The sequence below is a fragment of the Streptomyces sp. NPDC021749 genome, from assembly GCF_040640655.1.
Lineage (GTDB): Bacteria > Actinomycetota > Actinomycetes > Streptomycetales > Streptomycetaceae > Streptomyces.
The window spans coordinates 19,906-33,101 of sequence record NZ_JBFACE010000039.1 but is presented as its reverse complement, the minus strand read 5'-3'; the positions used below and the strand labels follow the sequence as shown (position 1 = coordinate 33,101).

The window sequence follows — 13,196 nt, the reverse complement described above, 5'->3', positions numbered from 1 at the left end:
CGGTGGTATTGGTCCTCGTCCTCCTCTCGGCCGCGAACCGAGGAAGGGGAGTTTCAGGGGGCGGGCTCCGCATCAGGCGCAGAGAGGGCGCCGGACTGGTGCTCGTCCATCGCATCGCCGATGAGGACACCGACGCCGACGAGGCCGGTCGCGGCCAGCAAGGCCCACAGCCAGCCGAGGGCGGCTCCCAGCGGGTCACGGTCATGGGGACGGATGTGCGCGCTCATAAACTTCCTGCCTTCACTCGGCATGGCAGCTGGTGGGATGTCCGCTGTCGCGGATCAGAGGTCGTCTCGCGGCAGGCTCCGGAGGCCGGCGCGATAGTCCTCGCGGATCTTGATGGCTCGCTCGATCTGGATGGCATACAGCTCCATCTCCGAAGGGGTCAGGATCAGCACGGACTCGGACTCGGCACTGCTGTCCGAGTGGTGCAGTTGCACCGGCAGAGCCGCTTGCTGGGCCCGGTGGTCGTAGATGAGGTCTCGGGTCATGGGCGTGGCGTGCGTGACGTGGGGGATGGCGCTCGCCTGCTGCTCGTGGCGGTGCGCATTGTTCGGTTCGGGGTGCACGGCTGCTGGCCTCCGTCTCCACTGCGTACTGCATTGCCTGGCGTGCAGTTAACGGCTGACGACACGGAGTGAGGAAGGAACTCTTGCTGAACTTACGGCCGTCGGGCCCGGCATTCCGTGTTCGGCATCAGGTGACCGCTGACAGACTGATGCGCATGGCGCTCTTGAACGGACATCCGGCAGACCCCGACGCGCTGCGCACGCTCGCGCTCACCAACTACGGTCACTTCACTTCGATGCGCGTCGACGAACAGCACGTTCGCGGCCTGACCCGGCACCTGGAACGACTGGTGCGCGACTGCCGTACGGTCTTCGGCGCGGACCTGGACCCTGGCCTTGTGCGCCGGTACGTGCGTGAGGCGGTGGGCGACAAGCCCGGTGCCTTCGTCGTGCGGGTCACCATCCTCGATCCGGGGCTGGACATGGGACGCCCCGCTGACGCGAATGACCCCCATGTGCTCGTGACCCACCGACCGGCAGGCGCGCTGCCGCTGCCCCCGCTGCGCGTGAAGACCGTCCGCTACCAGCGAGATGTGGCGCAGGTGAAGCACACCGGGCTGTTCGGTGCCCTCCACCACCGTCGCGCCGCCCAGTTGGCCGGCTTCGACGACGCCCTGTTCGTGGGCCCGGACGGGCTGGTCTCCGAGGGCGGCACCTGGAACGTCGGCTTCATCGACGCGCACGGCAATGTGGTGTGGCCCAAGGCCGATGTGCTGCCCGGCGTCACGATGACCCTGCTCCAGGAACTCCACACCTACTCGGCTGCGCCCGTTCCCTCCGAGCATCTCCCCCAGATGCAGGCCGCCTTCGCGACGAACACCACCATCGGCGTGCGGGCGATCAGCGCAATCGACGAAACCCAGCTGCCCACCGAGCACCCCGCCCTCGTCGAGCTGCGCGAATCCTTCCTGGCCCTACGCGGCGAGCAGTTGTAGGACGGCCTGGATGGACCGGCCGGGGGTAGCGCGCTGGACCGGGCGTGAGACCAAAGCCCTGCGTCTGGCGATGCGCATGACGGTACGCGGGTTCGCTGCGGGGATCGGGGTCAGCGACCGCATGGTGTCCAAGTGGGAAAGGGGCGGAGAGAACATCACTCCCCGCCCCGGCAATCAGGCTGCGCTCGACACGTTGCTCGTCCGCGCGGGTACGCAGGTGCAGGAGCGGTTCGCGCAGCTGCTGACGGCCAGGGCCGCAGCGGGCGACGATGAGCGCACCGAAGCGCTTTTAGCTCCCGCCACGCAACGTCATCGCCACCCCGTGGACGGGAAGTTGATGATTGCCGTGGAGGAAGGGATCTATCTCAGCGGAGCGGCCAACACCCCCAGCTGGCTGCCGGCCTTCTTCATAGACATCTATCCGGTCACCAACGCCGATTACTTTCGCTTCACCGATGCGACGGGCCATCCCGCCCCCAGGCACTGGGGGCGGGATGGGCACTGCCCCGACAGCATCTTCGACCACCCGGTGGTGTGGATCACCTGGCGTGATGCGAATGCCTACGCGACCTGGGCGGGGAAGAGCCTGCCCACGAGCGAGCAATGGGAGAAAGCCGCTCGTGGAGCCAAGGGCAGCGCCTACCCATGGGGCGACGCAGCAACCGCCGCGAAGTGCAACGTCCAGGAATCCGGAATAGGGCACACCACCCCCGTCTCCCGCTACCACTCCGGCGTCAGCGCCTTCGGCGTCTACGACCTGTGCGGCAACACCTGGGAATGGTGCACAACCGAATCGGAACCCGGCCGACGTGTCCTCAAAGGCAGCGCCTTCACCAGCCCCTTCATCCGCGCCGACCCAGCCGCCTTCAACGACGCCTCCGAGACGATGAGCGACAACGACACGGGATTTCGCTGCATCACCACCGGGCTCGAATTGGGGCGCCGCTGATCCGCAGAACTGCGGCCCGGCGCTCGACGCACCGGGCCGCGACTACGCTGGATGCCCTCAGAGAAGAGGATTCGCGCCGATCGTCACCTCTGCGTTGGCGAGCATCCGCGCAATCTGGATCGGAAGGTTTCCGAATTCCTCCATGACGACATCGAACGGGGCTACGTAGCCAGCCTCGCCGTCGCGTGCCGCACCTTGGATGACGTACCGGAAGCCGCGGGGCGAGGTCTCGTCGTCCAAGACCTTCCATGAGGCCCCGTGTTCGCGAATTCCGACATCCGCCACATACGCGGCCAGGTCATTGTGAAGGGTGACCCAGTCGTCTGGCTCGAATTCGTCAAGCGGGAGCCTGGACACGTAATCCTGTAGCGGGCCGATCAGGATCAGCGCGTCCTGCTCGTATTGCTCGGCGGGGCGTTGAGCATGTCGGCGATCCTGAGCATATTCTCGTGCGCGTCCTGGGCCCATCGTTCGAGGTTGGCCCGCGCCTGGTCTGCCTCGAAAATCTGCATTACCTCTTTCCGGCCGGTAGCAGGGGCGGGGCAGCCATGACGGCGGGGTGGAGGCAAAGGCAGAAGCCATTACATCGGAAGTCGAGAGAGAAGCTCCTCCAGCCGATCAAGTTCACTATTGAGGGCCGTGACCTGCTCGGAAGGGAGAGTATCCCAGTTCTGGTCGACAGCTACGGAGAAGATGACTTCTACCCCGAAGGCTGCGGACTGGAACTCCTCCAGCCACTCCGCAGCGGACATGTTCAATTGCGAGGAGAACTCATCCATTGCCGCTTCCCCGCGATCGGCAAACACATCCGCGAAGGACATCAGGTCGTCAGCAAGAGTCTTGAGCGGCAGCTCCTGACGATCGAACTGCGCAAGGCTGCGTTCCACCAAGTGGCGTTGGTTCGCCCACCACTCCATCTCGCTGTTCATTGCTTGATGATCCCTCCGGAAACCGTCACCACACGCCCGGTCTCAGTATTCGTGATGACCGTCATGCCTTCTGCGTGGTTGTAGTGTGCCGTCGTGTTGGGAATCTTCCCGGGGACGGCCTCGCCATTTCTAATTGTATCTTCCACCACGGATGGCATGAATCCACGCTGCTGCATCCGGTCCAAGGCATGGCCCGTGTACGGACGTCCATGAATAGTGGCCGGGGCGTTCTTGGCTGTCTTGCCGTCAGGAAGCGCTACCTTGACCTCCCTGTTACCCCGATTGACGGCCTTGTCGTCCGCATCAGGGGAACGAATGCTCGTCTCCTCCTGCTTGCCCCGACGACCTACTGGGTAGTGAGCGGTGTGATCACGTGGCGCGTCCCCGGGACTGGGCTGCCCCGCTTCACGCGAGGCTCCACCGCCACCTTCACCGTTCCGCATCAAGGGACGACCGGTTGGACCGACGGGCCCTTCGCCAGCCATGGGCAGGCGCGGGCCGCCCAAGCCGTCCAGCTCCATCTTGCCGAGGACGTTCTTGGCGCCGCTTGCGTCAGCGATAGCCTTGGCGCCACGCCCTGCTGCGCCGAAAGCCCCGCCAAGAAGCACCCCGGAGACACCAGCGTCCTTGATCTCCGCGAGATTTATGCCGTGCTGGTCACCGAGGAGATTCCGCCCGCCTTGGGCGACGACCACGTCGACGGTAATGGCTTCGATGCCGCCGATGGCGGCGGTTGCCAGGACCGTGCCGGTGATCTCGGCGACGGTGGCAGAGACGGCGATACCTGCCGAGCTCGCTGCGGCGACGATCGCCTCGGTGGCGCCGGCTGCTGCGACTTCGCTGATGCCGCCGGTGAAGACGGCAAGGGCTGTACCGGCGACCAGGACCGCGCCGGCGATCTCCAGCTCGTGCTCGATCTTCTTCTTGGCCTCGGCGACCTGGTCGGCGTACTTGTCCAGGGCCTTGGCCATGTCACGGGCGGCGGTGGCCACGTCGTCGAGGTAGCCCTTGCCGCCGCCGTGGTACTTGCGCCAGAACTCGCCGAACGCCTCGATCGACTTGCCCTTGTTGTTGTCGATGACGTCCTGGGCCTTCTTGTGGCAGGCGGCAGTGCAGTCCTCGACGTCATCGGCGAAGGTCCGCCAAGCGCGGGCGGCCTCCCGGAGTTCGTCCTCGTCGCCCTCCGGCCACCACATGCCGGTGAGGTCCTGGACGATCTCCTTGGCCTTGTCGGCAGCACCCATCACTTACCGCCCTCAACGCCGGACTTGGCCGAGTGGTCAGCGTCTTCGTGGTTGGCGGCCATGTCGTTCATGGCCTTGGTGATGCTGGACAGGCCCTTGACCAGGGCCGCGGCTGCCTTCTCGATCTGCGCCTGGTGTGGAGCGTAGGCGTGCTCGAACTTCTTGCCCTGCTCGTCACCGCCCCAGGGCTCCCCCAGCCCAGCGAGCGTGTGGCGAAGCTTTGCCGTCGCCCGTTCCAGAGCGACAGACTCTCGGTGAAATGTCGGTGCGGCGGACTTGAGTTGGTTGATGTCTACGTCGAAGCCGTCGCCAGCCATGCCGTGCCTCCCCCTTGGCGGTGTGCTCGTAACCCGTTGCGAGCCGCTGACGATGCTGTCGGCTCACAGGTGGTGACGATGGCATACGGCACTGACAATCGCCCTGGTGGGAGCGTATTTCAGCCACGATGCAGCACCGCCCGGCCAGTGGGCCCAGGACAAGACTGCCGGCCCCCTGCCGGCCGGATTCCGGTAGGGGGCGGTTCACCGAGGCGCACGTCCAGCTCTGGTCGTTGTGGGCCGCAGCGGAGTGACGGTCGTGCAGGGTCGGGCAGCTAGCGACGCTGGCGATGCTGCTGCTCGGCCGGTGCCGTTGTTGCCGTTGGCGGCTGGACGTGGACGGGCGCGGTGGGCGGGTGCGGGGCCGCGGTGGTGGTGCGTAGGCGGGCTGCTGCGGCGCGGGGGTTGGGGGTGGGGTTTCGGCTGGTGTGCTGGATGCGGGTGATCAGGACGCGGGCAGGCTGCCGGGCGGTGGCCAGTTCCCGTCGGGCTGCTGCCTCTTTGAGGAGTTGGTGGGGTTTGTGGCCGTGGGCTTCTGCGTCGGTGAGGATGGTGGCGAGGGCCGGCCAGCCGGTGTCGGTGAGGATCCGTTCGGCGTGCTCGGGGATGGCGGCGCGTACGTCGCTGGCCAGGGTGCGGCGGGTCTCCTCCCTTGGCTGGCGTTGCGCGAGGTCCGTGAGCGTGGGGGCCAGGGCATGGTCGGCGGCGGTCTGGAGGTGCTGGAGGGCCTGGCGGGCGGCGTCGACCTGGTGGGCGTGGCCCTTGGCCTCGTGCCAGCGTCCGGCGACGATCATGGCCCAGACGAGTGCTGCGACCAGGGCGGCGAGGGCGCTGCCGTCGGGGGCGGTAGCGGTGTGGGCGATGTCGCGGGCCGCGTTGCGCAGAGCATGGGCGGCTCGATCTTCTGCCCGGATCTGGGACCGCTGGGCGCGTGCGAACGCCTTGGAGGCGGCTTGGAGTTCAGCGCGCAGGGCGGTGGGTGCTTTCTGGGCGGTGGCTTCGATCAGTTCACCGAGGGCGGTGATGTGCGCTTGGGCGTGTGCGTCATCGGCGAGGTCGGCGGGGAGGGCGTCGAGAGCGTCGGTGGCCTGGTGCCAGGGGGTGCTCGGGCGGTTGCGACGGGCGGTGGGGTGCTCTTCGGGCTGGCTGGATTCCAGGCGGGCCTTGATCTTGGGCAGGGAGAGGTCGGGGGAGATCTTGCCGCCCGGGTGGAAGATCTGCTCGCCGTCCTCGTTGAGGTCGCCGGGGCGGCCGACGGCATATCCCAGAAGGTCTCCTGACGGGCCGCGCCGGACCTGCACCTCGATGCCGCCGGCTTCGAGGTAAGCGATGAATTCCTCGGCGTCGGTCACGTGAGGAATGGCGGCTCGGATACGTCCCTGGAGCCACTCAGGACTGGTCTGCTTCCAGCCGAGGCGTTCGGCCTTGTGCATCTCAGCCTGGGTGGGCCGACGTGCGGCGGTGCGGTCACCCTTCTTCAGGCGGCGCAGGCCGTAGTCCTTCTCGATCTCGCGGCATGCGTCGCCGACGCGGAGGCCGCTGTCGTGGAGTTTGGGACGGCGGCCGTCTTCGCGGACGGTGGTGGCCAGGATGTGGATGTGGTCGTCGGCGTGGCGGACGGCGATCCAGCGGCATGCCAGATCGTCGCCTTCGGGCGCGATGCCGGCGGAGGCCACGATGCGCTGGGCGATCTCGCCCCATTCGGCATCGGAGAGGTAGCGGTCCTCGGGTGCGGCGCGGACGGGGCAGTGCCATACGTGGTCGAGGACAGGCTTGCCGAACTCGCTGTTGCGCAGGCCGACGGGCTCGTCGAGGTGGCGGGCGAGTTGGGTGAGGGTGGCGTGCTCGTCGCGGCCGGGCTCGGGCATGCCGAGCATGGCGAAGCCGGCGACGATGTGCGGGTCGAGGTGTTCGTCGTGGCGGCCGGGTCCATAGAGGTAGGCGAGCAGACCGCGGGTCTTGGAACCTGGTCGCTTGATGGCGGCGATCATGCGGCAACGTCCTCCCCTGGGTCCGCAGGCTGGCGCAGGGCCTTGGCTATCAGTTCCAGCAGGCGGTGGAGTTCGTCCAGGCGCTGGCGTATGTCGGGTGGGGTGCGGTCGCTGTTGAGGGCGCGGGCGATCTGGTTGACGTTGACGCCAATGCGGTTGAGCTGGCGCAGCACCTGAGCGCGAAACATGTGGGTACGGCGGCGGTCCTCGGACAGCGGAAGGTTGGCGGTGAACCGGCCGGTGAGGAAGGCGAGGACGATGTCGGCGGCGAAGCCGGATTCGCCTTTGTAGCCGTGCTCGTCGGCGGCCTCTTGGAGCTGGGTGTGCTCGTCGCCGGTGAATCGCAGCGGGCCGATGCGGACGGTGCGCTTGGTGCCGTTGAAGCGGCGGATCGTGGGCTGCACGATCTGCACGGTGGGCTCGCCAGCGGCGAGGACGTCAGCTGGCACGGGGCGCAGAATTTCGCGCTGGACGGCGTGGAGCTTGTCCAGGTCGGGGCCGCCCTCGGCCCCGACCTCCTGGTCCTGCGCCCCCTGGCGCCGGGCCGTCTCCGCCACCCCTGGGGCGGAGATCCCCGGAGACCGGCCTTGAGTCGGACTCGGGGTACTACTGGCTCCGCCAGGGGCCGTCTTTCCGAACGCCCGCCGCAGACGGTCCATCAGTCCGCGGGACTTCGTCAGCGGCAGTGGCTCGTCGAGGGCATCCTCGGCGTGGTGTGGGCCATGCGTCATAGGTGGTTCTCCAGAAGGGACGAGCGGGCAGGCGAGCTGCCGGGGCGGTCCGGACAGATTCCAGGCGGTCACCACCCCGTCCACAGGTGTGGATATGCAGGCGACAAGTGGGGCCGTGACCGGCTGGGTGGGTGACCGGAAGGGGTTCCGACCACCCACTGGGGCAAGTGGTCAGCCGCTATCTGGACCGGTGTCGGCAGTGGCTTCGAACTCGGGGCGGAGGACATCCATCACCTCGGTCAGCCGTTCCCCGCTGACCGTCAGTCCTTTGTCCTGTACGGCCTTTCGGACAATGGCCCGGGTGACTTTGCCCTGCTCGGCAGCGGCGATACGACCGATCTCCACGAGTTCCTCGACCGTGGCACCAGCCGGGCGGCCCCCACGTGGCTTGCTGTCCGATTCGCGGAGCTGAGGTTTCGGCGACTGGCCGGAACTGCCAGCCGGTGGCTCACTGGCGCGGACAGCAGCATTGGCCGCTGACTCTGGTGCCTCGTCCAATGCCGGTCCCGGTCGGCCGATCGGCCGGTCGACGAGCTGGTGGATCTGCCGCATCAGGACGCCGAAGGCCAGCAGCGCAGCGGTCGGCGGTACGGCAGCGACCACGTAGTCGAGCAGGGGCTTTGCTCCGAACCCGCCGGCTCCGCTGACCCCGGCTACGTTCAGCGCGATGGAACCGACCGAACCGGTAGCTGTGAGGGCGATGGCCCACCCGTCGGTGACCCGGCGCAGGCCCGCGCGAAGCATCAGCAGCTCTCCCGCGACGATGAACGCGTCCAACGTCGCGGGCCAGGTCCATTGGCGTACAGGGGAACTCTTGAGTCCGTGCTGCCCGGCGACCTCGGCGAGGTGCGCGTAGGAGAGCCAGAACCCACCGGCGGTCAGGGCGATGATGACGATTCCGGCCGCGACGAGCGCATACTGCTCGGCGCTCTGCTTGGTCATCACCAGCTGCCCTCCTGAGCGAGGAGTGCGGGACCCACCGGTCTCCTGATCGGTGTGGTCGGCGGGTGGTGCGAGGGTGGTCAAGCGGGGTTCTCCTGTGGTGGTGGCATGGTCCGTCTTGGCCGTCTTGGCCGTTGAAACCGCAGGTCAGAGCAGGTACGGCACAGGTACTGGCGTTCCGTCTCGGCGGCGGTGCCGACGTATTGCGGCACCGCCGCCCTCGGGGTGGAACACGGGGGGCGTGGACGTTGCGGATCCGTCTTCCGTCTTGGCCCAAGCCCCTGTGACCTGCGGCGATACGGCTGGGACGCCTGGGACGGCACAAGACTGATGTGGGAGACGTCCTTACGGTCAGCGCGCCGTTGGTGATCGCGTTGCCGTCTTGAGCCCGGCTGCCGTCTTGCCGACATGCCGTTTGACCTGCGGGATCACGGCAGGGACGGCAAGGACGGCAACCGGAGGGGCGGGGCTCAGCCCGAGCTGGGCGCAGGGCCGGCGTCGACGGGGTGCACAGCGGGGCAGTAGCGCCGCCACGCGTCGAGGAACTTGTTGCGCATGTAGCCCTTGCGCTGCGTCCCGTCGGCCATGCGGACGTTGCCGGACCTGATGCCGAACTCGCGCAGCATCGCGCTCAGATCGCGGGCACCCAGTCCGTTGCGCCCCCACTCGGCCCACGGGCTCTCCGCGTCTTGGCGCAAGTGGTGGAGGAGCTCCTCGGTGGAGAGGCTGTCGACCTCGCGCTGGGCAACGAAGACCCGGCGGATGTCGGCGAGGATCCGCGCTCCGCTGGGGTGCTCCTCCTCGGCCGCCGCTTCGGCAGCAACCATCTGCGCACACGCCGCCCGCGCGAGACGTGGCCAAGGTCCGGCAGCGAGGTCCGCGACGATCACCAGGGGCTCCCAGGTGTCGGCGGCACGGTCCTCGACCGGCATGACCAGCTCCAGGTCAGCGGCCTCATCCAGCAACGGCCGGGCCCACGCAGCGATCCGGTCGCGCAGGTGGTGCAGGGCCGGAGTGTCGCGGCGGGACCGGAACGGGCGGACGGTCTCGCCCTCGGCCCGGCGGCGCATGCGGACGACTACCGAACGGTCCATGATCGTGTCCGGCAGGTCGCCGATCCCCGCAAGAGCCGCCATGGCGAAGGTCTCGAACTTGCGGGGCGTGTGATCGTTGCCCACCACCCGCGTGACGTAGCGGTTGCGCTGGTGACCGGCATTGAGCAGGCCGCGCATCTCCTCGTTCTTCTCTGCCATCTTCGGCGTGCCGAAGATGGTGTCGGCCTCGTCCACCAGGAGCGTGGGCGGCTCCTCGGTGATCGAGCGGAAGACCGCTGCTGGGGTGGTGTTGATGGTGAGCATCGGCTCGTGCACCGTCTCGGTCAGCACGTCCAGCAGCCGCGACTTACCGCAGCGCTTTGCCGGACCCACCACCGCCAGGCGCGGAGCATGCTGCCACGCGGGCTGGAGGTGAGTGGCCGCGACCCACAGCGTGACGGCGTCCAATGCCTGCGGGGTGGGCGGGATCACGAACCGGGCTATCTGCGCACGCAGTTCGTCCAGCAGCGCGGAGCCCTCGGTCGGCTCCAGATCCGGGACCGCCTCCTCTGCAGGGTCAACGGCCTGCACAGGGCCCGACGCTGCGTCCTCGGCCGACGGGGCAGCCTCGGGGGTGGAGTGGTCGGGTCGGCCGGGCACTGCAACCGGAGGCCACACCGCTTTGCCGGCTGCGGAATGGGGCTCAGGTGCCGTAGGTTGCACAGGGCAGCTCCTTACCGGTGACGTCGGGCATGCAGGCCCAGGTCACGCAGGTCGTTCGTGGAATGCGGGCAGTGGAGTGTGCTGAGCCTCCGGCGTTGGCCCGCCGGAGGCTTCCTCGCTTCCTTGGCCGGGGCGAGGGAACACGGACAGTACGTCCACGCCTGTCCGCAGTCCAGCGATTCTGTGTCAGCTCAGCGCAGACAAGCCTGCTATGGGAAAGCCCGGTCACGCGGCAAGGCCCAACAGCTCAAGCAGATCAGCCGTCACGACCCGGTACGCCTTGCCCAGCCGCAATACCTTGCACGGGTACTGACCCTGCTTCGCCAGCGCATAGCCCTTGCTGCGCCCGAGGCCCAGCGCCCGGTTGCCAGTGTCCAGGTCAATGGCAGCGGGCAGGGCCAGCAGCTCCTCCCGGCTCATCCCGATCGGCTTGCCGGTGATCTCGTCCTCACGCATGCGGCGCTTCCTCCATAACTGAGCCCTCGGCGAACGCTGCGATCACGTCCGGCTCCAGGCCACTCGAACCAGGATGGCGAAGCTAATGTGTCTCCATGACACAACGCGATTCCAATGCTGGATACGACGACGAGGACGACGTCCCCGAATGGACCGACCACGTGATGGCCACCGTGGCCGCCGAGGTCCGACGACGCCGAAAGGAGCTACGAATGAGCGCCCAGGACCTGGCCGACGCCTGCGCAGAGCTCGGTCACCCGATCCCCCGCAACGTCATCGCCAACATGGAATCCGGCCGCCGCGCCACCCTGCCCCTGGTCGACGTCATGGTCCTGGCCCAGGCGCTGCACACGAACCCGATCTGCCTGATCTACCCGATCGGATACGTCGCCGAGGTCCAGCGACTTCCTTACGAGCATCGGGTTTCCCCATGGGACGCCATGCACTGGTTCACGGCTCATGACAGCGGCTACCTGGCCGACCACGACATGCTCCGCTACCAGCGCGAGCACATCGCGGCTCTCACCGAGGCCCGCGCCGCGATGTTCAGCGAGGAATGCGCGCGAGCCACAGGTGAACGGGCAAGCAACGCCACAGAGCGGGCCCAGGCTTTCCGCGATCGGGCCGCGGCCATCGAGCGGCTCGAAGCGGCCAAGCAACGCCTGCGCATTGCCCGCTCCTTCATCCGCCGCGACCGCGGCCTCCTCCCCTACCTGCCGCCCGAGCTCACCGACATTGACCTGCCCCACTCCGACCACACCATCACCGAGGAGAACGACCTTTGAAGGGCTCCACCCACCGCCGCTGCTACTGCCGCGACCCCAAGACCAGCAAACCGCTCGGCAAGAAGTGCCCCAAGCTCTCCAGCCGCAAGCACGGCTCCTACTCCATACGCCAGGAACTCCCGCCCCGCGAAGACGGCACCCGCCGCTCCTTCAGCCGCGCCGGCTACGAGACCCTCAAGGCCGCCCAGGCCGACCTCGACCACGTTCGGGCCCTGCTCGGTCTTCCTGACGCCGACGATCCCGAAGGAATGGCCCAGGTAGCCGCGCTGCTGGAGAAGCTCGGCAACGAAAAGGCTCCCCTGCCGGACATAGAGGAGACCCGTCGGCGTCTAAACCACGGCCTGGACCTCACCAACCGGCTCACCGTTGGCGATTGGCTCGACAGCTGGCTCGCCTTCAAGCGCGTCCGCAAGTCAACGCTGGACCGGTACAGGAGCGACATTCGGGTCCACCTCAAGCCGCGCATCGGGCATGTGCGGATCGATCGCCTGCGGGTCCGGACGGTCTCCGACATGTTCACGGCGATCATCGAGGCCAACGCCGAGGTGCTCGAACAGAACGCTGCGCGTCGCGCCGCTCTGGATGAGCTGGCCACCGTGCCCTGGAAGGGGTTGGAGAACCGCGCCCGTCGCAAAGCGATCAAGGAGGCCATCGACGAGATGCCGCCCTTCCGGAAGACCACGGGCCCTACCGCCCGGCGGCACATCCGGAGCACGCTGCGAGCGGCCCTCAACGACGCCATCGCCGAGCAGCTGATCACCTTCAACCCGGCGGCCCACGTCAAGCTGGAAGCAGCCGAGCGGCCCAAGGCCCTGCTCTGGACCGCCGAGCGCGTCGCCCAGTGGCGCCAGACGGGCATCAAGCCCTCGCCCGTCATGGTCTGGACACCCGAGCAGATCGGGCAGTTCCTGGACTTCGTTGCCAAGGATCGCCTCTACGCCATGTGGCACCTCATAGCCTTCCGCGGCCTCCGGCGGGGCGAAGCCTGCGGACAGCCGTGGTCGGAGACGAACCTGGACGCCAGCTCGCTGGCCGTGACCGCCCAGCTCGTCCAAGACGGCTGGGAGGTCGCGGAGTCGATCCCCAAGACGTCCAGCGGCTTCCGCACCATCCCCCTGGACGATGCGACAGTCCGCGCGCTCAAGGCCCACCGCGCCCGCCAGGCCAAGGAGCGCCTCAAGTGGGGGACGGCGTGGGTGGACACGGGCCGCGTCTTCACCAACGAGGACGGCTCGTGGCTCCACCCCGGCAAGGTCACCGACCTGTTCGAGCGGCTTGTCACCGCGTCAGGTCTTCCACCGGTGCGTCTCCACGACCTTCGGCACGGCGCGGCCACGCTGATGCTCGCTGCCGGGGCGGACATGAAGGTGGTCCAGGAGATGCTGGGTCACTCGTCGATAACGATCACGATGGACATCTACGCGAGCGTCCTTCCTGAGCTGGCCAAGGAGGCCGCGGAAGCCGCGGCGAGGCTCGTCCCTAGGAACCCGGCCGTGTAGCGCGCTCACGCATCGCTCACGCAATCGGCTGATCAAGAGGAAGCGCCCCGGCTAGGGTAAGTAGCCGGGGCGCGTTCTTGCAGGTCAGCGCC

The 13,196-nt window shown here is 67.7% G+C and carries 15 protein-coding genes; 4 read left to right on the top strand and 11 right to left on the bottom strand.

What is annotated here, in order from left to right; translation table 11 throughout:
- Positions 1-53: 53 nt before the first annotated feature.
- Both AB0G35_RS29835 and AB0G35_RS29830 read right to left on the bottom strand, forming a co-directional pair.
- The gene (locus AB0G35_RS29835) at positions 54-227 is read right to left on the bottom strand and encodes a hypothetical protein (protein ID WP_360955936.1); all 174 of its coding nucleotides are present in this window, start codon (positions 225-227) and stop codon (positions 54-56) included.
- A gap of 54 nt (positions 228-281) precedes the next feature.
- Entirely contained in the window at positions 282-569 is a 288-nt protein-coding gene (locus tag AB0G35_RS29830) for a hypothetical protein (protein ID WP_360955934.1), read from the bottom strand.
- A 155-nt stretch (positions 570-724) separates the two neighbouring features.
- Between AB0G35_RS29830 and AB0G35_RS29825 the strand changes: the two genes are divergently transcribed.
- The gene (locus AB0G35_RS29825) at positions 725-1,504 is read left to right on the top strand and encodes an aminotransferase class IV family protein (RefSeq protein WP_360955932.1); all 780 of its coding nucleotides are present in this window, start codon (positions 725-727) and stop codon (positions 1,502-1,504) included.
- 10 nt (positions 1,505-1,514) lie between these two features.
- Positions 1,515-2,453, top strand: a complete 939-nt coding sequence (locus AB0G35_RS29820; protein ID WP_360955930.1) for an SUMF1/EgtB/PvdO family nonheme iron enzyme — start codon at positions 1,515-1,517, stop codon at positions 2,451-2,453.
- Between the two features lie 57 nt (positions 2,454-2,510).
- Here the strand turns inward: AB0G35_RS29820 and AB0G35_RS29815 are convergent, their stop codons facing one another.
- The 9 genes from AB0G35_RS29815 to AB0G35_RS29775 all read right to left on the bottom strand — a co-directional run bounded on the left by AB0G35_RS29815 (position 2,511) and on the right by AB0G35_RS29775 (position 10,820).
- Positions 2,511-2,921: a hypothetical protein gene (locus AB0G35_RS29815; protein WP_360955928.1), complete on the bottom strand. Its 411-nt coding sequence runs from the start codon at positions 2,919-2,921 to the stop codon at positions 2,511-2,513.
- Between the two features lie 113 nt (positions 2,922-3,034).
- On the bottom strand, positions 3,035-3,382 hold the full coding sequence (locus AB0G35_RS29810) for a hypothetical protein (RefSeq protein ID WP_351533649.1): 348 nt from the start codon (positions 3,380-3,382) through the stop codon (positions 3,035-3,037).
- Positions 3,379-4,626: a hypothetical protein gene (locus AB0G35_RS29805; protein WP_360955926.1), complete on the bottom strand. Its 1,248-nt coding sequence runs from the start codon at positions 4,624-4,626 to the stop codon at positions 3,379-3,381. Before AB0G35_RS29805 ends, AB0G35_RS29810 begins: the two co-directional genes overlap by 4 nt.
- Positions 4,626-4,943 carry a WXG100 family type VII secretion target gene (locus tag AB0G35_RS29800; RefSeq protein WP_360955924.1) on the bottom strand — a complete coding sequence of 106 codons (318 nt, stop codon included), beginning with the start codon at positions 4,941-4,943 and terminating at the stop codon, positions 4,626-4,628. The genes AB0G35_RS29805 and AB0G35_RS29800 overlap by 1 nt, the downstream gene beginning before the upstream one ends.
- Positions 4,944-5,218: 275 nt before the next feature.
- Positions 5,219-6,934, bottom strand: a complete 1,716-nt coding sequence (locus AB0G35_RS29795; RefSeq protein ID WP_360955922.1) for a relaxase/mobilization nuclease domain-containing protein — start codon at positions 6,932-6,934, stop codon at positions 5,219-5,221.
- A complete protein-coding gene (locus tag AB0G35_RS29790) occupies positions 6,931-7,491 on the bottom strand; it encodes a MobC family plasmid mobilization relaxosome protein (RefSeq protein ID WP_360955920.1) in 561 nt (186 codons plus the stop codon). Before AB0G35_RS29790 ends, AB0G35_RS29795 begins: the two co-directional genes overlap by 4 nt.
- A 345-nt stretch (positions 7,492-7,836) precedes the next feature.
- Positions 7,837-8,607 carry a DUF2637 domain-containing protein gene (locus AB0G35_RS29785; RefSeq protein WP_360955918.1) on the bottom strand — a complete coding sequence of 257 codons (771 nt, stop codon included), beginning with the start codon at positions 8,605-8,607 and terminating at the stop codon, positions 7,837-7,839.
- A 470-nt stretch (positions 8,608-9,077) separates the two neighbouring features.
- Positions 9,078-10,364, bottom strand: a complete 1,287-nt coding sequence (locus tag AB0G35_RS29780; protein WP_360955916.1) for a DUF3631 domain-containing protein — start codon at positions 10,362-10,364, stop codon at positions 9,078-9,080.
- A 225-nt stretch (positions 10,365-10,589) separates the two neighbouring features.
- A complete protein-coding gene (locus AB0G35_RS29775; protein WP_360955914.1) occupies positions 10,590-10,820 on the bottom strand; it encodes a hypothetical protein in 231 nt (76 codons plus the stop codon).
- Positions 10,821-10,915: 95 nt separating this feature from the next.
- On the opposite strand from AB0G35_RS29775, the gene AB0G35_RS29770 reads away from it, so the two are divergent.
- Positions 10,916-11,605 carry a transcriptional regulator gene (locus AB0G35_RS29770; protein ID WP_360955913.1) on the top strand — a complete coding sequence of 230 codons (690 nt, stop codon included), beginning with the start codon at positions 10,916-10,918 and terminating at the stop codon, positions 11,603-11,605.
- Complete coding sequence (locus AB0G35_RS29765) at positions 11,602-13,104, top strand: tyrosine-type recombinase/integrase (RefSeq protein WP_360955911.1); 1,503 nt, start codon at positions 11,602-11,604, stop codon at positions 13,102-13,104. Before AB0G35_RS29770 ends, AB0G35_RS29765 begins: the two co-directional genes overlap by 4 nt.
- Positions 13,105-13,196 lie beyond the last annotated feature (92 nt).